The organism is Snodgrassella sp. M0351 (assembly GCF_016100575.1).
Classification (GTDB): Bacteria; Pseudomonadota; Gammaproteobacteria; order Burkholderiales; family Neisseriaceae; genus Snodgrassella; species Snodgrassella alvi.
Map to the genome: position 1 here is coordinate 1057552 of NZ_JACFSG010000001.1, position 20795 is coordinate 1078346.

At 43.0% G+C, this 20795-nt stretch carries 21 protein-coding genes; 9 read left to right on the forward strand and 12 right to left on the reverse strand.

The genetic code is table 11. The features are described 5' to 3' along the window. Positions 1-31: 31 nt before the first annotated feature. The 6 genes from H3V01_RS04755 to H3V01_RS04780 all read left to right on the forward strand — a co-directional run bounded on the left by H3V01_RS04755 (position 32) and on the right by H3V01_RS04780 (position 4765). The gene (locus H3V01_RS04755; RefSeq protein ID WP_244912860.1) at positions 32-805 is read left to right on the forward strand and encodes a tRNA threonylcarbamoyladenosine dehydratase; all 774 of its coding nucleotides are present in this window, start codon (positions 32-34) and stop codon (positions 803-805) included. A gap of 8 nt (positions 806-813) precedes the next feature. Further along, on the forward strand, positions 814-1647 hold the full coding sequence (locus tag H3V01_RS04760) for a segregation and condensation protein A (protein WP_037395295.1): 834 nt from the start codon (positions 814-816) through the stop codon (positions 1645-1647). A gap of 58 nt (positions 1648-1705) precedes the next feature. Further along, on the forward strand, positions 1706-2185 hold the full coding sequence (locus tag H3V01_RS04765) for a PaaI family thioesterase (protein ID WP_025330874.1): 480 nt from the start codon (positions 1706-1708) through the stop codon (positions 2183-2185). Continuing rightward, positions 2182-2619 (forward strand): PaaI family thioesterase, encoded by a 438-nt coding sequence (locus tag H3V01_RS04770; protein ID WP_096765524.1) that lies wholly within the window; start codon positions 2182-2184, stop codon positions 2617-2619. Before H3V01_RS04765 ends, H3V01_RS04770 begins: the two co-directional genes overlap by 4 nt. 388 nt (positions 2620-3007) lie before the next feature. Beyond that, positions 3008-4246 carry a nicotinate phosphoribosyltransferase gene (gene pncB / locus H3V01_RS04775; RefSeq protein WP_025330876.1) on the forward strand — a complete coding sequence of 413 codons (1239 nt, stop codon included), beginning with the start codon at positions 3008-3010 and terminating at the stop codon, positions 4244-4246. 108 nt (positions 4247-4354) lie between these two features. After that, the gene (locus H3V01_RS04780; RefSeq protein WP_096765525.1) at positions 4355-4765 is read left to right on the forward strand and encodes an RNA-binding S4 domain-containing protein; all 411 of its coding nucleotides are present in this window, start codon (positions 4355-4357) and stop codon (positions 4763-4765) included. 77 nt (positions 4766-4842) lie between these two features. Here H3V01_RS04780 and H3V01_RS04785 read toward each other — a convergent pair whose 3' ends face one another. The 11 genes from H3V01_RS04785 to H3V01_RS04835 all read right to left on the reverse strand — a co-directional run bounded on the left by H3V01_RS04785 (position 4843) and on the right by H3V01_RS04835 (position 17195). Beyond that, positions 4843-5403 carry a TIR domain-containing protein gene (locus H3V01_RS04785; RefSeq protein ID WP_037395175.1) on the reverse strand — a complete coding sequence of 187 codons (561 nt, stop codon included), beginning with the start codon at positions 5401-5403 and terminating at the stop codon, positions 4843-4845. 200 nt (positions 5404-5603) lie between these two features. Further along, positions 5604-7016 carry a dihydrolipoyl dehydrogenase gene (lpdA, locus tag H3V01_RS04790; RefSeq protein WP_198186125.1) on the reverse strand — a complete coding sequence of 471 codons (1413 nt, stop codon included), beginning with the start codon at positions 7014-7016 and terminating at the stop codon, positions 5604-5606. 151 nt (positions 7017-7167) lie between these two features. After that, positions 7168-8385: a 2-oxoglutarate dehydrogenase complex dihydrolipoyllysine-residue succinyltransferase gene (gene odhB / locus H3V01_RS04795; RefSeq protein ID WP_198186126.1), complete on the reverse strand. Its 1218-nt coding sequence runs from the start codon at positions 8383-8385 to the stop codon at positions 7168-7170. A 67-nt stretch (positions 8386-8452) separates the two neighbouring features. Further along, a complete protein-coding gene (locus H3V01_RS04800; protein ID WP_198186127.1) occupies positions 8453-11275 on the reverse strand; it encodes a 2-oxoglutarate dehydrogenase E1 component in 2823 nt (940 codons plus the stop codon). Between the two features lie 187 nt (positions 11276-11462). Further along, entirely contained in the window at positions 11463-12746 is a 1284-nt protein-coding gene (gene gltA / locus H3V01_RS04805) for a citrate synthase (protein ID WP_198186128.1), read from the reverse strand. 78 nt (positions 12747-12824) lie between these two features. Beyond that, positions 12825-13076 (reverse strand): FAD assembly factor SdhE, encoded by a 252-nt coding sequence (locus H3V01_RS04810; protein WP_198186129.1) that lies wholly within the window; start codon positions 13074-13076, stop codon positions 12825-12827. Further along, positions 13076-13780, reverse strand: a complete 705-nt coding sequence (locus H3V01_RS04815) for a succinate dehydrogenase iron-sulfur subunit (RefSeq protein ID WP_025330883.1) — start codon at positions 13778-13780, stop codon at positions 13076-13078. Before H3V01_RS04815 ends, H3V01_RS04810 begins: the two co-directional genes overlap by 1 nt. Before the next feature lie 12 nt (positions 13781-13792). Next, on the reverse strand, positions 13793-15562 hold the full coding sequence (gene sdhA, locus H3V01_RS04820) for a succinate dehydrogenase flavoprotein subunit (RefSeq protein WP_037395298.1): 1770 nt from the start codon (positions 15560-15562) through the stop codon (positions 13793-13795). A 2-nt stretch (positions 15563-15564) separates the two neighbouring features. Continuing rightward, positions 15565-15912, reverse strand: a complete 348-nt coding sequence (gene sdhD, locus H3V01_RS04825; protein ID WP_025330885.1) for a succinate dehydrogenase, hydrophobic membrane anchor protein — start codon at positions 15910-15912, stop codon at positions 15565-15567. Continuing rightward, the gene (gene sdhC, locus H3V01_RS04830) at positions 15909-16289 is read right to left on the reverse strand and encodes a succinate dehydrogenase, cytochrome b556 subunit (RefSeq protein ID WP_025330886.1); all 381 of its coding nucleotides are present in this window, start codon (positions 16287-16289) and stop codon (positions 15909-15911) included. Before sdhC ends, sdhD begins: the two co-directional genes overlap by 4 nt. Positions 16290-16430: 141 nt before the next feature. After that, entirely contained in the window at positions 16431-17195 is a 765-nt protein-coding gene (locus H3V01_RS04835; RefSeq protein WP_198186130.1) for a GntR family transcriptional regulator, read from the reverse strand. Positions 17196-17415: 220 nt separating this feature from the next. Between H3V01_RS04835 and H3V01_RS04840 the strand changes: the two genes are divergently transcribed. Beyond that, the gene (locus tag H3V01_RS04840) at positions 17416-18393 is read left to right on the forward strand and encodes a malate dehydrogenase (protein WP_198186131.1); all 978 of its coding nucleotides are present in this window, start codon (positions 17416-17418) and stop codon (positions 18391-18393) included. Positions 18394-18465: 72 nt separating this feature from the next. Here H3V01_RS04840 and H3V01_RS11305 read toward each other — a convergent pair whose 3' ends face one another. Beyond that, positions 18466-18648: a protein MIGRI gene (locus H3V01_RS11305; RefSeq protein ID WP_416058755.1), complete on the reverse strand. Its 183-nt coding sequence runs from the start codon at positions 18646-18648 to the stop codon at positions 18466-18468. An 81-nt stretch (positions 18649-18729) separates the two neighbouring features. Between H3V01_RS11305 and metX the strand changes: the two genes are divergently transcribed. Further along, positions 18730-19869: a homoserine O-succinyltransferase MetX gene (gene metX, locus H3V01_RS04845; protein WP_198186132.1), complete on the forward strand. Its 1140-nt coding sequence runs from the start codon at positions 18730-18732 to the stop codon at positions 19867-19869. Continuing rightward, positions 19866-20462, forward strand: coding sequence for a methionine biosynthesis protein MetW (gene metW / locus H3V01_RS04850; protein ID WP_084547802.1), 597 nt, complete (start codon positions 19866-19868; stop codon positions 20460-20462). Before metX ends, metW begins: the two co-directional genes overlap by 4 nt. Positions 20463-20795 lie beyond the last annotated feature (333 nt).

A 20795-nucleotide genomic window follows, 5' to 3' on the forward strand; every position in this document is an offset into this window, starting at 1 on the left:
CAGCTTTACGGATTTAATTTACGTGTCGCAAATACTCACTTTTTCTGCAAATTATCAACGTCGCTTCGGCGGCATTGCCAGATTGTACGGTGAAGATTGTCTTCAGCGTTTTGCTTCGGCTCATGTATGTATAGTCGGAGTGGGCGGCGTCGGCTCATGGGCAGTAGAAGCTCTGGCACGAAGTGGTATTGGTTATCTGACCCTGATTGACCTGGATAATGTAGCCGAATCAAATATCAATCGCCAGCTTCCGGCCTTAATCAGCCTAATTGGCAAACCCAAAGTCGAAGCTCTGGCCGAACGTATTGCTGATATTAATCCGGATTGTCAGGTTAACTGCATTGAAGATTTTGTGGAAGCAGATAATATCGAACATATATTCAGCCAGCCGTTCGATTTCGTAATAGATGCTATTGATCAGGTACGCGTCAAAGCTGCTATGGCTGCATTTTTTACCTCCCGAAACCAGCCTTTTATTGTTTCCGGTGGGGCAGGCGGACAAAAAGATGCCGGTTTGATTCAATGCGCTGATTTAAGCAGAGTAACCCATGACCGCATGCTGGCAAATATGCGTTATACATTGCGTAAACACTATGGTTTTAGCCGTCAGCCGGCAGATAAAATGCACATCCCCTGTATTTATTCCAGCGAAACTATAACTCCGCCTCAGTCTGGTATCTGCCTAACAGAACAAACTGCTCCGCAAGGTCTTTCCTGCGCCGGTTATGGTGCCTCCATGGTAGTAACAGCCAGCTTCGGTTTGCGCTGTGCTCAGGCTTGTCTGGAATATCTGTGCAAACACTGAACCATAACATGAGTAAAGAAAGTATAGCGGATAAAACCGTTGCTATGCTTTTCGGGCAGCCTGTTACCGAAATTCCACAGGACCTGTTTATTCCCCCGGATGCACTTCAAGTGGTATTACAAAGCTTTGAAGGTCCGCTCGATTTATTACTGTATCTGATTCGTAAGCAAAATATTGATGTACTGGATATTCCCATGCTTACTGTTACTGAGCAGTATTTGTCCTATATTCATCAGATGCAACAGCATGAGCTGGATTTAACCGCTGAATATTTGCTAATGGCTGCGGTGCTGATTGAAATTAAAACCCGTTTACTTCTTCCTGCTCCGCCCGCCAGCGAAGAAGAAGTAGCCGATCCGCGTGCTGAATTGGTACGCCGTCTGCTTGCCTATGAGCAAATGAAGCTGGCTGCAGCCGGACTGGATGCCTTACCCCGTGCCGGACGTGATTTCGGCTGGGCATGGTTACCAGTTGAACTGGTAGCCGTAACGCAACCACCGCATGTACAAGTAGCTGATTTAACCCGGGCATGGCTGGCGATTCTTGCCCGCTCTCAGCACAATCGTAGCCATAATGTGGTCAAAGAAGCATTATCAGTACGGGCTCAGATGACCGTTGTCCTGCGCTTCCTGCAAACCCGGCAGCACTGTTATTTCACAGAACTCTTTAAGCATGACGACAGTATGGCATTGGTTGTCACCACCTTCATAGCATTACTGGAGCTGGCCAAAGAAGGGCTTGTATTTATTACCCAGCATAGTACCGGAGATCCGATCTCTATCCAGACTGCCGGTATCGAATCCGGCAACAATCAAGAATTGATTAATAAACCAGCATTCTAGTGACAATAACTGTAAAAAACCCTAATATAACAGTTAATATTCCAATCAGGATAATCTTATGCCTGCTAACCCTGTATTATTTCAAACTCTGTTTAATCATTACTTAAATATTCCGCATTGCCGCTGGTTAAAAATCTACGGTGACAGTAGTTCTGATGAACCTGTTATTTCGGTAGACTGGCGCGACGAATTGCTGGAAAGTCCGAAAACCGGCAATATTCATGGCGGCGTTATTACTACTCTGGTAGATATGGCTTCCGCCTGTACATTAGCAGCATTGTTTCAACAGTTTGAAACAACTGCTACACTGGATATGCGCATAGATTATCTGATGCAGCCAGTGCCTGATCAGCCTATACATGTACGTGCACACTGTTACCGGCAGGAAGGTTCAATTGCCTTTATCCGCAGCCATTGCTTTCAAAATGATGAAACCCGGCCATTTGCACTGGGAATGTCTACTTTTATTCATAACCCATTAACCCAAGCAGAACAGCAAGCATTACAGGCGTATCTGCAACAGGAGCAGGCAAAATGAACCCAACAATTTTTCAACCGGATGAACAGCTGACTATTCAAGCTCATCAGCGCATACCGTACTGTTCAGCAATCAATCTGCAAATTGGTACGGATAGTCTTAATAAACGTCTGTACAGTTTGCCTTTTGCCAGACAAAATATTGGTAACATTTTCCTGCCTGCACTGCATGGGGGGCTGATTGGCGGCTTTTTACAGAGTTGTATCAGCTTATATCTGATGGAGCAGCAAAACCTGCAAGAATCTGCCCAGATTATTGACTACTCAACGGATTATTTATTAAGCGGTAAACCTGTAGACAGTTATGCACAATGTGAAATTATGCATGCCGGAAAGCGCATTTCACATGTTACTGCAACTATGTGGCAGGCTCAGTCAGATAAACCCATTGCTTTTGCACGAGCACATCTGCAAATGCCAGCAATTGCTAACTGATAAAAAGCTTTTCAAAAGTAAACAGTATCAAATTTCAGCTGAACATGAAATTAAGCTCAATCCCAGTTTAAGCAAATCCAAAGCAGATCAGAAACAATACTGATAGTAAATTATATTCAAGCAACGCAACTGTAATAATAAATCATGTTACAGTTATTCAAACGAACTGCACAGCAGCCGGGTAAAGATTACAACTATGCTGATAAAACCCATTTCTCAAATGGAAACAGAAGCGGAAAGTTTAGACTCGAATAAATGAGGATTGTTAAATGAATGAGCTCAAATTTTGAAATGCGGATAAAAATTCTGTAACAATTCTGAAACAGAATTCAGTACATATATTTCCGCATAGTACATATTAATTACTTTTATGAATTGCTCCAGCAATATGACCATAGATACCAACCGTCCGCCCATTATTCAGTCTTTACTGGATACAGATTTATATAAATTCACTATGCTTCAGGTAGTATTGCATCAATTCCCTCAGGCAACCGGTGTCTATGAGTTTCGTTGCCGTAACAATCATGAAACAGCCTACCCGCTTGGTGAAATTTTAGAAGAACTTGACTGGGAGCTTGACCGGCTATGCCAGATGAAATTCACTGAAGATGAATTGCAATATTTGCGCAGTCTGCGCTTTATTAAAAGTGATTTCGTCGACTATATGGAGCTGTTTCAACTAAAACGGCGTTTTATCAAAACATCTGTAGATGATAATCAATACCTGAATATCCGTATAGAAGGGCCGATTATTCAGGCAATGTTTTTCGAAATATTTGTGCTGTCTATTGTTAATGAATTGTACTTTCATCGGCTGGAATCTCCGGAAATACTGGCAGAGGGAGAGCGTCGTCTGCAAGCAAAAGCCGAACTGATTCATCACTATGCTAATGAACAGCATCATTACAACTCTCCTTTTGTTGTTTCCGATTTTGGCACCCGGAGGCGTTATCGTTATTCATGGCAAAAGCATGTGATTAAAACCCTTCATGAAGCGGCTCCCGGCGTTTTCAGAGGAACCAGCAACGTACATATCGCCAAAGAACTCAATCTGATTCCGATTGGCACTATGGCACATGAATTTTTGCAGGCTTTTCAGGCTTTAGATGTCCGGTTACGTGATTTTCAGAAAGCGGCACTGGAAGCCTGGGTACATGAGTATCGTGGTGATTTGGGTATTGCCTTAACAGATGTAGTCGGCATGGATGCATTTTTGTGTGATTTCGATCTGTATTTTGCCAAATTATTTGATGGACTGCGCCATGATAGCGGTGATCCGTATATCTGGGGTGAAAAAGCCTATGCCCATTATCAGAAACTCAAAATAGATACCCGTACCAAAATGCTGACTTTCAGCGACAGTCTGGATTTACAACGCGCGTGGGACTTATATATTCATTTTAACAGCCGTTTCAAAACCAGCTTTGGCATCGGTACCAACTTTACTAATGATATGGGTTTAACCCCGTTGAATATCGTATTAAAACTTGTTGAATGTAATGGTCAATCTGTGGCCAAAATATCGGATTCGCCGGGTAAAACCATGACAGACAATAGCACTTTTCTGGCTTATTTACGTCAGGTTTTTAATATAACCGACAAAATTTCTGTTAAACCGGATTAAACTGATACATTTCGCGCAAAATCTGCTTTAAGTAAGCTAAATTATTTAATCCAACAATTATCAGCAACTAAAATAAATAAAGATTACAAGCAGGAATATATAAATTATATGAATAACAGCAACAATATCAGCACAGTAGCAATGCGTCTGGATAAATGGCTTTGGGCTGCAAGATTCTTTAAAACCCGCGCACTGGCACAAAAACACATTGAATTGGGACGGGTACAGGTCAACGGTGCCAAAGTCAAAAACAGTAAGAATATTCAGATTGGTGATACCATTGATTTAACTCTAAATTCTCTTCCTTACAAAATTCAGGTAAAACGATTAAATCATATGCGCCGCCCGGCTCCTGAAGCCCGTTTACTTTATAGCGAAGACAACAACAGCATCGCTAAGCGTGAAGAGATTAAGGCTTTAAATCAGGCAAGTCAGATAACTGCTGCATATCCGGACGGCAGACCCACCAAACGTGATCGCAGAGCACTTGATAAAATAAAAAAACACTGGCAGGAATAAATCCTTAACCTTGATTAGTAATAATATTCAGATTTTAAAATACATTAAAATTTATAACGATTAAAAATAATCATATTTTAATCATTAAGCATATAATTATTCGGACTGAGATGACTATTTTTAACAAAATTATTTTTCTTTAAGGCTTTAGATACCATTTCTTTATTTAGTGGTACATGCAACACAGGAACTTGCGATTTCAATTGTTTGAATAAGGGTAATTTATTTATAAAATAATGTACCTTAAAACTCATGTCTTTTTTCCCCTCTACCATCATAAGTTTTTTATCCTGTATGTCTGCATACAGCACAATAACCGGTAATTTCAGATATCCTATACCATACTCCAATTCTTCTTTTACCCCTCTTGACTGAAAAGTATTTTCACTCAAAAACAAAATTATATTATCAGCTTTGTCCAGACGCTCTTTAATACGAGGTTTTAACACACTGTCCCAGTCGCTACCGTCACGGACATCATATTTTTTATGATGTATATCATTAAAAGGAAAAAGTTCATCCTTAAATTTCCATGTTCTTAACTGATTATAATAATAATAGTCCTTCTGAGCTAAAGCACCCGCAGATAGCTCATTGAACGGTTCTTCAACATGAAAAATACTGTAATTATGCGCCATATTTCTTCCCTGATTTAGTTTTTTCTAATGAATAAAATAGCAATATTACAGATATTACAATAAAACAAAACAAAAACCCACAAAAATAATTATATAATACAAATAGATAGTACAAATAGATAAATCAAGCAATACAAAATAATCCACTAAAAAACCCGTATCCTCATGGATACGGGCTGTTTTTGAATATTATTTAAAACTTATTTAACTGAAGATGCTGCTTCATGGGTCACTTCAGATAAAGTCGGATGAGCGTGAACAATTCGGGTAATATCTTCGCTGGAAGCTTTGAAGTCCATTGCCATAACTGCTTCAGCAATCAGTTCTGATGCAACGGGGCCAATAATATGCACACCCAGTACACGATCAGTATCTGCATCAGCCAGAATTTTCACAAATCCCTTAGCCTGACCCATACCCAGGGCGCGGCCGTTGGCAGCAAAGCTGGACTGACCTTTTTTGTATTTTACACCGGCAGCTTTTAGCTGTTCTTCGGTCTGGCCAACCCATGCAATTTCCGGATGAGTATACATAGCCGCAGGAATAGTGTTCATATCTACAAAAGGTTTCTGACCGGCAATTCGTTCAGCCACAGCCACGCCTTCAGCGGAAGCTTTATGCGCCAGCATCGGACCACGAACCACGTCACCAATTGCCCAGACATTTGGCAAACTGGTGCGGCATTCATCATCAACGACAATAAAGCCACGTTCATCTTTCTGCAGACCAACACCTTCAGCATTCAGACCGTTAGTATTAGGAATACGTCCGATAGCAATAACCAGTTTATCAAAAGTTTCAGTTTTTTCTTCACCAGCAACTGTATATTTAACAGTGACATTGTTTTCACCTTTAACAATTTCATTAACTGTTACACCAAGGTGAATATTAAGACCTTGTTCTTTAGTGAAGATTTTGAAAGCTTCCTTCGCTACCTGCTGATCTGCTGCAGCAAGGAATGTCGGCATTGCTTCCAGAATAGTCACCTCAGAACCGAGACGATTCCAAACAGAACCCATTTCAAGCCCGATGACACCGGAACCAATCATGCCCAGTTTAGCCGGTACCGCTTCCAGATTCAGCGCACCTTCATTATCCAGTACATTAACATTGTCGATTTCAGTTAAAGGCAGCGGGCGAGGTAAAGATCCTGTTGCCACAATTACATGTTTGGCAGTTATCTGTTGCTTGTTACCATTGGTGTCAACTTCAATCTGCCATAAACCATCAGTCTGCCCTTGCAAAGAACCCCGGCCAAAAATACTTTCTACTTTATCTTTTTTAAACAGAAAACCGATACCATTAGTCAGTTTACTTACAATGGCATCTTTACGTTCAATCATTTTTTTTGCATCAAAACCTTTAACCTGAACATCAATACCATGTTCGGCAAATTCAGTTTGCGCTGCATGGTAATTTTCGCTGGTCTGTAATAAAGCTTTAGAAGGGATACAGCCAACATTCAGACAGGTACCGCCCAATGCCGGTGCATCACCTTGTTTATTCAATCCGGCATCAATACAAGCAGTTTTGAAACCCAGCTCAGCTGCACGAATAGCAGCGACATAGCCACCAGGACCTGCACCAATTACCACAACGTCAAATTGAGACATTAAAATTCCTTTCAATCATGAATATTTCTGACTGATAAAATAAACCGTAATGCGGCACAAACGCCATTTGATAATGTGTGGCGGCCATCATTACGGTTGTTATTATTGCCTGCCAGATAAAAATACTAACTATAGCAGCCAGTTTATTTGCTTACAGTTCAAGCAACAGACGAGCAGGATCTTCCAGAGCATCCTTAATTGCTACCAGAGTCAATACGGCTTCACGGCCATCTATCAAACGGTGGTCGTAAGAAAGAGCCAGATACATCATCGGACGTACAACAACCTGACCATTTTCTACTACAGCACGTTCTTTAGTCGCATGCATGCCTAAAATAGCAGATTGAGGCGGATTAATAATCGGTGTAGACATCATAGAGCCGAAAGTCCCGCCATTAGTAATACTGAAGGTACCACCAGTCAGGTCTTCCAGTGCCAGCTTGCCGTCTTTCGCTTTAACTGCATAATCATGAATAGCCTGTTCGATATCGGCAATACTCATCTGATCTGCATCACGCAAAATCGGTACTACCAGACCGCGCGGGCTGCCAATCGCGATACCAATATCAAAATAACCATGATATACAACATCAGTACCATCAATAGAAGCATTAACAACCGGATATTTTTTCAATGCGGCGACAGCTGCTTTAACAAAGAAAGACATAAAGCCCAGTTTAACGCCATACTCTTTCTGGAACTGTTCTTTATAACGGTTACGTAAATCCATAACCGGCTTCATGTTCACTTCATTAAATGTTGTCAGAATAGCATTTTCGTGCTGTGACTGTAATAAACGCTCAGCAACACGAGAGCGCAGACGTGACATGGGTACACGCTGTTCCACACGTTCACCAGCTGTAGAAGGTGCAGAGGCTTTGCTGGTTGCCATAACTGGAGCAGCAGCCAGAGCTGAAGCAGCAGCGGCAACATCTTCTTTAAGTACACGTCCGTCACGGCCTGAACCCTGAATATTAGCAGTATTCACACCTTTTTCTGCAGCCAGTTTGGCAGCAGCAGGCATTGCAACACCAGCCTGAGACTGATTAGCCGGAGCTGCAGTCTGAGTTGCAGCAGCTGCCGGAGCAGTTTCAGCAGCGGCGACTGCCGGAGCGGCGGCTTCAGCAGTAGCTGAAGTATCGATTTTTGCCAGTAACTGACCGGCAGTTACGGTAGCACCATCTGCTTCTATGATTTCAACCAGTTTACCTGCCTGTTGAGCTGGTAATTCCAGTACAACTTTATCTGTTTCCAGATCAATCAGGTTTTCGTCACGCTGTACGAAATCACCCACTTTTTTATTCCAAGTCATCAGGGTAGCTTCGGTTACACTTTCCGGAAGCATAGGAACGGTTACATCAATAATCATGGATTACTCCTAAAAAAAAGGGTATCGGCCACCACTACAGTGGCCAGTTATTCATAACAGATTCGGATTACTTTAAGTCCAACGCATCATCAACCAGCTGTTTAAGCTGGGCAGCGTGTTTACTCATGTAACCCACTGCTGGTGAGGCACTAGCCGGACGGCCTGCAAAAATAACTTTTTGCTTGCTACCAGCAATCTTTTCAATGCGATGACGAATCTGGAACCAGGCACCCTGATTTCTCGGTTCTTCCTGAGCCCAAAGAATTTCAGTTGCATTAGGATAACGGCTCAGTTCAGCAGCTAGCTGTTCGTACGGGAACGGATATAACTGTTCTACGCGGATAATCGCAATGTCTTTACCCAGATCACGTTCAAGACGTGCTTTATTGATATCGTAGTAAACCTGTCCGGCACACAAAATCACACGCTTAACACTATTTTCATTACCTTCAACCTGATCGCCGATAACCGGGCGGAAAGTGTGTCCTTCAGTAAAGTCACTGAGCTGGCTCATGGATTCATTAAAGCGCAGCAGACGTTTAGACATGAAGATTACCAGTGGTTTACGGTATGGACGTAATACCTGACGGCGCAGCAGGTGGAACATCTGAGAAGCCTCAGACGGCATGACAACCTGAATATTCTCTTCAGAGCATAATTGCAGCCAGCGTTCCAGACGACCAGAAGAGTGTTCCGGTCCCTGACCATCATAACCATGCGGCAGAATGACCGTCAGACCGCATAAACGCCCCCATTTGGTTTCACCGGAAGTGACAAACTGGTCAATGGCAACCTGAGCACCATTGGCAAAATCGCCAAACTGCCCTTCCCAGATAACCAGCTGGTCAGGCGCACTGCAAGCAAATCCGTATTCATAAGCCAATACAGCTTCTTCATTCAGAATAGAATCAATGACTAAGAAAGAAGCCTGATTTTCGCTCAGATTACGCAATGGTACATAAGCACCGGCATCACTTTTTTCACGTTTCTGATCGTGCAGTACTGCATGACGGTGTGAGAAAGTACCACGACCGGAGTCCTCGCCGGAAATGCGTACACCATTACCATTAGTTACCAGACTGGCATAAGCCAGAGTTTCTGCCATACCCCAGTCTACCGGCTGCGTACCTTCTGCCATCGCCATACGACCGGCCAGCATTTTTTTCACCGTATTATGCGGAGTAAACCCTTCCGGCAATGCAGTAAATTTTTCAGCAAGACGTTTAATATCGGCAGCAGGAATACCGGTTTCAACCGGGTGATTCCAGTGGGTACCCATATAAGGTGTCCAGTCTACTGCATACTTATGGTTATAATCAGTCAGAGTAGTCTGCTCAACATGCTCACCTTTATCCAGTGCATCACGGTAAGCCTGAATCAGCCCTTCAGCCTGTTCTTTGGTAATGACATTTTCACTTACCAGACGATCAGAATACAGAGAACGTGTGCCCGGATGCTGATGAATTTTGTTATACATCATTGGCTGAGTCAGCATCGGATCATCACCTTCGTTGTGACCCAGTTTACGGAAGCAGACAATATCCACCACCACGTCTTTACCGAAAGACTTACGGTAATCCATTGCCAGACCCATTACATAGCTAACTGCTTCAGGATCATCACCGTTCACATGGAAAATCGGCGCGTCAACCATTTTAGCCAGATCAGTGCAGTAAACAGTAGAACGAGTATCACGTAAATCAGAAGTCGTAAAACCAATCTGATTATTGATGACAATATGGATAGTACCGCCAGTAGTATAGCCGCGGGTTTGTGACAGATTGAAATTAGCCTGATTGACACCCAGACCAATAAATGCAGAATCACCATGAATCAATACCGGCAATACCGCATTACGACCGGATTCACCACGGCGTTTCTGCCGCGCACGTACTGCCCCTTCGACAACAGGGTTAACAATTTCCAGATGAGAAGGATTGAAAGCCAGTGAAACGTGTAAAGGACCGTTACCGGTAGCCAGATCAGAAGTGAAACCCATATGGTATTTCACATCACCACTTGGCAGAGTAGTTGTATATTTACCTTCAAATTCGCTGAATAAATCACGGGGTTCTTTACCCAGAATATTTACCAGCACATTCAGGCGGCCTCGATGAGCCATACCAATCATAACTTCTTCAACACCCTGACTACCACAGTGCTGAATCAGATAATCAAGGGCGACAATTGTACTTTCACCACCTTCAAGCGAAAAGCGTTTCTGACCGACATAACGGGTGTGCAAATAGCGTTCAAGCGTTTCCGCCGCAGTCAGCTGCTTCAGAATGCGACGTTTGTGTTCAGGCGTATAGCTGGAAACTGATAAATCTTTTTCCACTCGCTCCTGTACCCAGTTGCGTTCATCCGGCCGGGTAATGTGCATATACTCAACACCCACGGTGCCGCAATAAGTCTGATCCAGGCGGTTAATAATTTCAGATAAAGGCAGTTTAGGACTGCTTCCAAAATCGCTGCCGGTATAAAATTTAGTAGACATATCTGCTGCAGTCAGCCCGTATTGCGCCGGGTCAAGTTCAGCCAGATATTCTTTAGGACGGCGTTTTAATGGATCCAGATTTGCATTACGCGCACCGAGAATACGATAAGCGTTCATCAGATTTAATACTGATACCTGCTTTTGCAATACATTTAAATCAACACTACCCTGAGTAGCAGCCTGCTGTCTGGACAGATTAACAAAAGATTCCTGAATCGGTAATTGCGGTATATCCTTGGCAACATAGCCCGGTAATGCAGCTACTTTGTCAAAATAATCTTTCCAGTATTCGTCAACTGAATCACGATCCTTTAGGTAGCTCTCGTAAAGCTCCTCAATGTAAGGAGCATTGGCACCATATAAATAAGAAAGATTGGTTTGTTCTTCCATCATGGTAAAAATCCTTTTTACCTCAAACTAATAAAACAGGAATATCACTATCCCCTACCAATAAAGAATCGATTGCCGATTCCAGATTACCGCATATCAACATACCGATTCCAGATCACCACGTATTAGCATGGTGATGAAGCATCAGTATGCTTCAGGCAGCAATAAAGCTGCCTGAATACATAAATAACTAGCGTTTATCCACCGGGAGATAATCGCGCCGACCGGAGCCTGTATACAGCTGACGCGGGCGACCGATTTTCTGATTCGGATCAGCTATCATTTCGTGCCAGTGTGATACCCAGCCTACTGTACGTGCCAGTGCAAACAGCACGGTAAACATAGTTACCGGAATACCTAAAGCACTCAGCACAATACCGGAGTAAAAATCCACGTTCGGATAAAGCTTGCGTTCAACAAAATAAGAATCTTCAAGCGCAATTTTTTCCAGAGCCATTGCCAGCTTGAATTTAGGACTATCATGCAATCCCAGTTCTTTTAACACTTCATCACATGTCTGCTTCATGATTTTGGCACGCGGATCCATATTTTTGTACACGCGATGTCCAAAACCCATCAGACGATAACGCTTTTCTTTAACTCCCTGCATAAATTCTTCAACACGGGACACATCACCAATTTCATCCAGCATTTTCAATACTGCTTCATTGGCACCACCATGGGCAGGTCCCCACAGGCAGGCAATGCCGGCAGCAATACATGCAAACGGATTGGCTCCGGAAGAACCGGCAATGCGTACTGTAGAAGTAGATGCATTCTGCTCATGATCCGCATGCAAAATGAAAATCCGGTCTAAAGCACGTTCCAGCACAGGATTAACAACATAATCCTCAGTTGGTTTAGCAAACATCATATGCAGGAAATTACCGGTATAAGTCAGATTGTTCCGCGGATAATTAAATGGCAATCCTTTTGAGTAACGGTAACACATAGCTGCGAGAGTCGGAATCTTGGCAATCATGCGGTATTCCGCAATTCGGCGGTGTTCAGGATTATTGATATCCAAACTATCCTGATAGAATGCAGCCAGTGCACCTACTACCCCGACCATCATTGACATCGGATGAGCATCACGACGAAAACCCCTGAAAAACCAGGTTAATTGTTCATGCACCATATTATGGCGCAAAACACCTAGTTCAAATTTCTGTTTTTCGGCTGCATCAGGTAATTCACCATATACGAGCAGATAGCATGTTTCCAGATAATCACTGTGTTCAGCCAGCTGCTCAATAGGGTATCCCCGATAATATAACTGCCCCTTTTCACCATCAATGAAAGTGATTTTCGATTCGCAGGATGCGGTTGAAGTAAACCCGGGATCAAACATAAATGTCCCGGTCTCACCATACAGTTTACGAATGTCCACTACATCCGGACCCAAACTGCCAGACAAAACCGGCATCTCAAAAGGCTCTTGCCCCTCAATGCTCAGTATAGCTTTCTTAGTCATCCATAACTCCTTAATTTTCAATTTTTCTATTTAAATAAACTAAACTTAAATACGTTAACAAAAGCAATGTGTTTACAGCTATTGAGCCTGCCTGATTTTAGCCAGAACAGACTCAAATTCAGAGTCAGTACAACCCTCAGACTGATTGATTAACGCCAGAATTTGCGGATCAGGCAAATCCATTAACGCCACAAACACAGCTAACTCTTCGTTAGATAACTGATCAAAAGTATGTGTCATAAACCGGCCCAGAATAATATCCAGCTCCAGTAAACCGCGTCGGGTTAGCCAGCGTATGCGACGTTTGGCATTATCATCAAAATCCTGCATCAGATAGCTCTTCTCAACATTAAATCTTTAATCTTACCGATAGCACGTGTCGGATTCAGATGTTTAGGGCAAACATCCACACAGTTCATGATCGTATGACAACGGAACAGACGGTAAGGATCATTCAGATTGTCCAGACGTTCATTGGTTCGCGTATCACGAGTATCAGCAATAAAGCGGTAAGCATTCAGCAAACCTGAAGGACCAACAAATTTGTCAGGATTCCACCAGAAAGAAGGACATGAAGTAGAACAGCAGGCACACAGAATACATTCATATAAACCATCCAGCTCTTTACGCTCAGCCTGTGACTGCAAACGTTCACGTGTCGGAGCAGCTGTATCATTGATCACATAGGGTTTAATTGAATGATATTGATTGAAGAACTGAGTAAAATCGACAATCAGGTCACGGATAACCGGCAAAGCAGGTAACGGTTTTAACACTATCGGCTGTTTCAGACTGCGAATATCGGTCAGACATGCCAGACCATTTTTACCATTAATATTCATACCATCAGAACCGCAAATACCTTCGCGGCAGGAACGGCGGAATGACAAACTGTCATCCTGCGCTTTAAGTTTAATCAGCGCATCCAACAGCTTCACATCAGTCGGTTCAATTTCGAGTTCATAATCTTTCATGTACGGCTTATCATCCACATCGGGATTATAGCGGTACACCTGGAAGCGGATTTTTTCCATCTTGATAGTTCCTTAGTAAACGCGTTCAGCTGGTTTTATGTATTCCACACTTAAAGGTTTAGTGTGTACTGGTTTATATTCCAGATGCTGATCTTCAGCGTAGTACAATGTGTGTTTCATCCAGTTTTCATCATCACGGTTCGGATGATCATCGGAAGCATGTGCTCCGCGTGATTCTTTACGTGCCTCAGCAGAAACCAGAGTCGCCTGAGCCACTTCAATCAGGTTATCCAGCTCCAGCGCTTCCAGCCGCGCAGTATTCCAAACCTTACTTTTGTCGTGAATTTGGGTTTTGGCTACACGTTCGGCAATTTCATTGATTTTCTCAATTCCTTCTTTCAGCAGAGCATCTGTACGGAATACCCCAGCATGTGACTGTACACACCGCTGCAAATCATTACGCACTTCAGATACCTCTTCACCATTAGTCTGATTTTCCAGACGGCTCAGACGTGCAAGTGTTTTTTCACCAACATCTGCCGGCAACTCACGATGTGCTACCTGCTTTTTGATGTAGTCAATCATATGATCGCCGGCTGCTTTCCCGAAAACCACAAGGTCAAGTAAAGAATTAGTACCCAGACGGTTTGCACCATGCACTGAAGCACATGCACATTCACCTGCTGCATAGAAACCGGGAACCGGAGCTTCCAGATCATCACCTTTGGCCATTACCACCTGACCATGATAATTAGTAGGAATACCGCCCATCATATAGTGGCAGGTCGGAACCACCGGAATCGGATCTTTAATTGGATCCACACCGGCAAACTGAATGGAAATCTCGCGGATACCCGGCAGTTTTTCCATAATTTTTTCTGCGCCAAGATGGTCCACTTTCAGCAGTACATGGTCTTTATTTTTACCTACACCTCGGCCTTCATGAATTTCAATAGCCATTGCACGGGACACCACATCACGACAGGCCAGATCTTTTACAGTTGGCGCATAACGTTCCATAAAGCGTTCGCCTTCACTGTTGAGCAAAATTCCACCTTCGCCACGCACACCTTCAGTAATCAGCACCCCGGCACCCGCCACACCAGTAGGATGGAACTGCCAGAACTCCATGTCTTCCAGAGGAATACCTGCACGGGCAGCCATACCCAGACCATCACCAGTATTCATATAGGCATTGGTAGAAGAAGCATAGATACGTCCGGCACCGCCAGTAGCAAAAAGTACAGCCTTTGCATGCAAAATGAAAACTTCACCCGTTTCCATTTCCATTGCAATAACCCCGATTACCACACCTTCTGAATCCCGAATCAGATCCAGAGCAGCCCATTCCACAAAAAACTGAGTTTCTGCATGCACATTTTGCTGATATAAGGTATGCAGCATTGCATGGCCGGTACGGTCTGCCACTGCACAGGCTCGTTCTACAGCACGTTTACCAAACTCAGCAGTATGCCCGCCAAACGGGCGCTGATAAATTTTGCCGGATTCAACTCGGTCAAACGGCATACCCATATGTTCAAGTTCAACTACGGCATCAGGAGCGCGACGTGTCATGAATTCGATTGCATCCTGATCGCCCAGCCAGTCGGAACCTTTAACGGTATCGTACATATGCCAGTTCCAATGGTCTTCCTGTACATTACCCAGTGAAGCAGAAATCCCGCCCTGGGCAGCTACCGTATGAGAACGGGTTGGAAAAACCTTAGACAGCACTACCGTATTTAAACCTGCTTTAGATAATTGCAGAGCGGCACGAAGCCCTGCACCACCGCCGCCTACGATTACTGCATCAAAACGACGTACCGGCAAACTTTTGGGCATATTCATGCTACCCCCCAAATCACTTTAACAGAATAAATCAGACAGCCAACCAGCCACAGGATAGTGGCAACATGCAAAAACAGGCGCAAACCTGCTGGTTTGATATAATCCATCCACAAATCACGTATACCAACCCATGCATGCAATACCAGTGCCAGCACAAAAATCTGTGTTATCAGACGAACCCACGTCTGAGCAAAGAAACACTGCCATTCCTGATAACTGTGCGGTAAACAGATAATCATAATTAAAAACAAGACTGAGTACACCAGCATGATTACTGCCGTGATACGCTGCATAATCCAATCGCGCAGACCATAGTGCGCGCCAGCTAATTTACGATCAATCATGATAACAAGCACGCTCCATAAATAATAACGGACAATACAATTGCACAAATAACCACCGCTTTAGCCGAAGCGCGTGCCGTTTTTAGTTCTGTACCTTTATGAATATCCATAAACAAAAAACGCACACCGGCCAGACTGTGGTAAACATATGCCAGCAAAAGAACAAAAAGTATGCACTTCACCAAAGGATGATGCACAAGTTCCTGATAAGTATTGAACGCGGATTCATGGGAAAGCGTACCTGAAAACAGCCATAAAAACAGCGGAATACAGATAAATAGCGCGATACCACTAAAACGATGAAAAATAGACACAAGACCCGGAATGGGTAATCGTATCTTTTGTATATCCAGATACACTGGCCTTTCTTTTTGCATCGGTGACTCCTCTTGTATTATTAGAAGATATAAACTCAAAACCAGCGGCCAAAGCCGCACCCAACCGAAATTTACTGCAATTGACCCAGTTTTTAACAAACAGGTAACATTACTACACACCAATTATTTACAATATCGGTATCAGTACTCAGCAGAGCTACCACTTAATTGCAAAGACTGATTTCCAAGTTGTAAATAACGCCGGCGCCATTCATAAGGAACACCGTCGACACTTTGGCTCAAACGCCCGATACAAAGGGCATACGAACCCATATCTGCCTTCAACAGTCTGGCAATCTCAGGACGCAAAACTGTCTGCCAAAGCCATTGTCGCGAAGTATCCATCAAAACATCATACTCAAGCAACAAAAAAGCATAAAAACTACGGCGGCGGCGCATAAAACGTACATTTAAATCCTGCAATAACGCAACAGGTAAAAATAATTCATCCACCGCCACTTCAATATAACCGGTACGCCATAGCAGCATAATTTTCCATACCGGTTCTGCGATTTTTATACCTAACTGCATAGCAGTTTCTTCATCCGCAACAGCAACAGTCACACTCAGAACTTCAGCTACCGGCCAAACCTGTTCAGTTTTGGCCTGTTGCAATACCGGAATTTCAGTAAAAGGATAATATCCCCAGTCCCAGTTTTGCTGAGTAACAAAGGTTCCTACCCCTTGATAACGCTGTAAAATACCCCGCGCCGCCAGTTCACTCAAACCTTTACGCACAGTTCCCTGACTTACATTCCACTGCCTGGCCAGATCCCATTCACTGGGCAAAGGCTGACCAGGCTTGAAATCACCATCAGCAAGCAAATGAAAAACCCGCTGCATTACAGACTGGTATAAAGGAATGTGTCTTTTAAGCGAACTGATTTTAAATCTATTGTACGACATTTCAAACTCATGTAAATAAAGTCTTATATAAGACATAAGATAACACAGAAAAACTCACTTAATATTCTCAAAAAAGCATCAATCTATTACTTCAATTAATTTAATTTTGAAAATAATTTTGCTATCATACAGCCCAAATTCTTGTAGTACAGACATATTAAATACCTTTAAGACAAGAAAAAATATTTATAGTCGTGTTTTTATTTTAAGAGGATATGTTATGAAAAAACCTGTACGCATTGCCGTGACGGGTGCTACCGGTCAGATTGGTTATGCTTTACTGTTCCGGATTGCCAGCGGTGATATGCTGGGAGCTGATACTCCGGTTATCCTGCAACTACTTGATTTACCCCAGTCGCAAACTGCTGCCCAGGGAGTAATGATGGAATTACAGGACTGTGCATTTCCCCTGCTTACCGATATGTTTGCAACTCATGATCCAGAAGTGGCATTCAAAGATGCAGATATAGCTATCCTCGTCGGTGCACGTCCGCGCAGTAAAGGTATGGAACGCAGCGACTTATTACAGGCCAATGCCGAAATCTTCAAAACACAGGGTGCAGCACTGAATAAAGTGGCCAGCCGCGATGTTAAAGTACTTGTTGTAGGTAATCCTGCCAATACCAATGCTTATATCGCCATGAAGTCTGCCCCTGATTTACCGGCGAAAAATTTTACCGCACTGATGCGCCTGGATCAGAATCGCGCACTTAGTCAGTTGGCAGAAAAAATTAATAAACCAGTAAGCAAAATAAAACAACTGTGCGTATGGGGAAATCACAGTCCTACCATGTACACTGATTACCGCTTTGCTCAGATAGATAATGAAAACTTAGCAGAAATGATTAATGATCAGGACTGGTATGTAAAAGAGTATTTGCCTAAAGTAGGCAAACGCGGATCAGCTATCATTGAAGCACGAGGTCTGTCTTCTGCTGCCAGTGCCGCCAATGCAATTATCGATCAGATTCATGACTGGGTAATCGGCAGTAATGGAGAATGGGTTACTATGGGCGTACCCTCAGACGGTTCTTATGGCATCCCGGAAGAAATAGTATTCGGCTTTCCCATGACTTGTGAAAATGGCGAGTACACTATTGTTCAGGATTTACCTATTGATGAATTCAGTCAGCAGCGTATTAATCAGACACTGGCTGAACTTGAAGAAGAAAAAGCAGAAGTGAGCAGCTTACTTTAAATACTGAAAATATCTCTGGCCGGCCCGAAACATCAGACCGGCTTTTTTATCACCTGTTTGTATTAATGCTGATTAATACAAAACAGATTTCAATACAAATATCAGCAATATTAGCGAACTAATTACTATCAACACCAGCGCCAGACAGTTTACCCAGTATCCGAGCGTCTGTTTTTGCTGCCTTCCAAGTATATACTTAAGCAAAACACCCAATAAAATTACAAAAAGAAACAGACGCAGCAAACGGCCTATCATTTATTTTCCAAAACACGTTATATCTGTGCAAACCAGACAAAGTCGTTATAATGCCAGTTTTCTATTCTTTTAACTAATCCTATGAAAGAAATAGACAGCATTGGCATTGTAACCCCGCAAAAGTGGTCTTTTGACAGCCCGCTCACCCTGCAAAACGGTTGTGTTCTGCCCCGGTTTGAATTAATGATTGAAACCTACGGCACACTTAATGCAGATAAAAGTAATGCGGTATTAATATGTCATGCACTGTCAGGAAATCACCATGTAGCAGGTTACCATAGTAAAAATGATAAACACCCCGGCTGGTGGGATAATATGATTGGTCCGGGAAAACCTGTTGATACCAATCGTTTTTTTGTTGTCGGCTTAAATAATCTGGGAGGCTGTCACGGCAGCACCGGTCCGTTGAGTATCAATCCGGACACAGGAAAAGCTTACGGTGCTGATTTTCCGATAGTAACCGTAAAAGACTGGGTAGAAAGTCAGTCTATGCTGGCCGACCGCTTCGGCATTGATAAATGGGCAGCGGTTATGGGCGGAAGTCTTGGCGGAATGCAGGCACTACAATGGGCAATCGACAAACCGCAACGTCTGAAACATGCATTGATTATTGCCTCAGCTCCACGATTATCTACCCAAAATATTGCCTTTAATGATGTAGCTAGACAAGCCATTCTTACCGATCCGGATTTTTGTCAGGGACAATACGCGCAACAGCAGAAAATTCCGCGACGAGGTTTGCGTATCGCTCGTATGATGGGACACATTACCTATCTGGCAGAAGACGGATTGGGTAAAAAATTCGGGCGCCAGATGCGACAACCAAACTACCAGTATGATTACAACGTTGAATTTGAAGTTGAATCCTATCTTCGCTATCAGGGCGATAAATTCGCTGAAGTGTTCGATGCCAATAGCTATTTACTGATGACAAAAGCACTTGATTATTTTGATCCGGCGCGTGATTATGATGGTAATCTGGTAGCCGCAGTATCGGCAATTCAGGCCAGAATACTGATAGCCAGCTTCAGCAGCGACTGGCGTTTTTCACCAAGACGCTCACAGGAATTACTGGATGCTTTGGTAGCAGCCAACAAACCCGTGCAATATATTGCCCTTAAATCAGCTCACGGACATGACGCCTTTTTAATGGAAGATGCTGATTATCAGGCGGCTATCCGCATTTATTTCAACAATATTGCCACTGAACTAACACAATGAACATATCATCAGTACCACTGCGTGATGACCTGCAGATGATTTTCGACTGGATTACACCCAATAGTCGTGTACTGGATTTAGGCTGCGGAGACGGAGAACTGCTGGCCGCACTAGTCAGACACAAAAATTGTCAGGGATATGGATTAGAAATTAATACTAATAGCGTATTAGCTGCTATGCAACGTGGCATCAACGTAATACAGGCGGATCTGGAAGCCGGTTTGCAACATTTTAATGATAACAGCTTTGACATCATCGTTTTGAGCCAAACCATTCAGTCTATGCAAAATACGGAAAACATCCTGCAGGAAATGAAACGAGTCGCCGCAGAAGCTATTGTCACCTTTCCCAATTTCGGCTACTGGCGCAACCGCCTGCAAATCGCACTGGGCGGACATATGCCGGTATCCGAACGCATGCCCTATCAATGGTATAACACCCCGAACATTCATTGGTGCACCCTTCAGGATTTTGATAAATTATGTGCCAAAAATCATTTAAAAATTTTGCAACGTGCGGTGATGAGTGGAAATAAACGTATTTCTCTTTGGCCAAACTTGCTTGGTAGTCTGGCCTTTTATCGCGTAGGCTGATCATCACACAGTTAAAGTATACCGGCTGGTATCCGGTATACTTTAACAACATTATCCATTTACACACAAAAAATGCACAAATCATATTCAGCATAAATCAGCTAATCTGATTGTTAATTACCAATTCATTTATCGATATAGTATTCTTAATCAAAAGTTCGATAATTCAACTATATTTTTATAACATTATAATTTATTTAATTTTTTAATTTGGAGTTATCGATAATTCAGCTATGTATGAAAAGTTCGATAATTCAACTATATTTTTTCAACATTATGATTTATTTAATTTTTTAATTTGGAGTTATCGATAATTCAGTTATGTATGAAGAG

Excerpts from the sequence above, each read along its gene's own strand:
- sdhC (WP_025330886.1), bottom strand. The coding sequence starts at position 16,289 with ATGCAAAAAGAAAGGCCAGTGTATCTGGATATACAAAAGATACGATTA.
- pncB (WP_025330876.1), top strand. The coding sequence starts at position 3,008 with ATGACCATAGATACCAACCGTCCGCCCATTATTCAGTCTTTACTGGAT.
- H3V01_RS04800 (WP_198186127.1), bottom strand. The coding sequence starts at position 11,275 with ATGATGGAAGAACAAACCAATCTTTCTTATTTATATGGTGCCAATGCT.
- H3V01_RS11305 (WP_416058755.1), bottom strand. The coding sequence starts at position 18,648 with ATGATAGGCCGTTTGCTGCGTCTGTTTCTTTTTGTAATTTTATTGGGT.
- H3V01_RS04780 (WP_096765525.1), top strand. The coding sequence starts at position 4,355 with ATGAATAACAGCAACAATATCAGCACAGTAGCAATGCGTCTGGATAAA.
- metW (WP_084547802.1), top strand. The coding sequence starts at position 19,866 with ATGAACATATCATCAGTACCACTGCGTGATGACCTGCAGATGATTTTC.
- H3V01_RS04835 (WP_198186130.1), bottom strand. The coding sequence starts at position 17,195 with ATGTCGTACAATAGATTTAAAATCAGTTCGCTTAAAAGACACATTCCT.
- H3V01_RS04770 (WP_096765524.1), top strand. The coding sequence starts at position 2,182 with ATGAACCCAACAATTTTTCAACCGGATGAACAGCTGACTATTCAAGCT.
- H3V01_RS04810 (WP_198186129.1), bottom strand. The coding sequence starts at position 13,076 with ATGCAGGATTTTGATGATAATGCCAAACGTCGCATACGCTGGCTAACC.
- H3V01_RS04760 (WP_037395295.1), top strand. The coding sequence starts at position 814 with ATGAGTAAAGAAAGTATAGCGGATAAAACCGTTGCTATGCTTTTCGGG.
- H3V01_RS04765 (WP_025330874.1), top strand. The coding sequence starts at position 1,706 with ATGCCTGCTAACCCTGTATTATTTCAAACTCTGTTTAATCATTACTTA.
- metX (WP_198186132.1), top strand. The coding sequence starts at position 18,730 with ATGAAAGAAATAGACAGCATTGGCATTGTAACCCCGCAAAAGTGGTCT.
- sdhA (WP_037395298.1), bottom strand. The coding sequence starts at position 15,562 with ATGCCCAAAAGTTTGCCGGTACGTCGTTTTGATGCAGTAATCGTAGGC.
- odhB (WP_198186126.1), bottom strand. The coding sequence starts at position 8,385 with ATGATTATTGATGTAACCGTTCCTATGCTTCCGGAAAGTGTAACCGAA.
- sdhD (WP_025330885.1), bottom strand. The coding sequence starts at position 15,912 with ATGATTGATCGTAAATTAGCTGGCGCGCACTATGGTCTGCGCGATTGG.
- H3V01_RS04785 (WP_037395175.1), bottom strand. The coding sequence starts at position 5,403 with ATGGCGCATAATTACAGTATTTTTCATGTTGAAGAACCGTTCAATGAG.
- H3V01_RS04840 (WP_198186131.1), top strand. The coding sequence starts at position 17,416 with ATGAAAAAACCTGTACGCATTGCCGTGACGGGTGCTACCGGTCAGATT.
- gltA (WP_198186128.1), bottom strand. The coding sequence starts at position 12,746 with ATGACTAAGAAAGCTATACTGAGCATTGAGGGGCAAGAGCCTTTTGAG.
- H3V01_RS04815 (WP_025330883.1), bottom strand. The coding sequence starts at position 13,780 with ATGGAAAAAATCCGCTTCCAGGTGTACCGCTATAATCCCGATGTGGAT.
- lpdA (WP_198186125.1), bottom strand. The coding sequence starts at position 7,016 with ATGTCTCAATTTGACGTTGTGGTAATTGGTGCAGGTCCTGGTGGCTAT.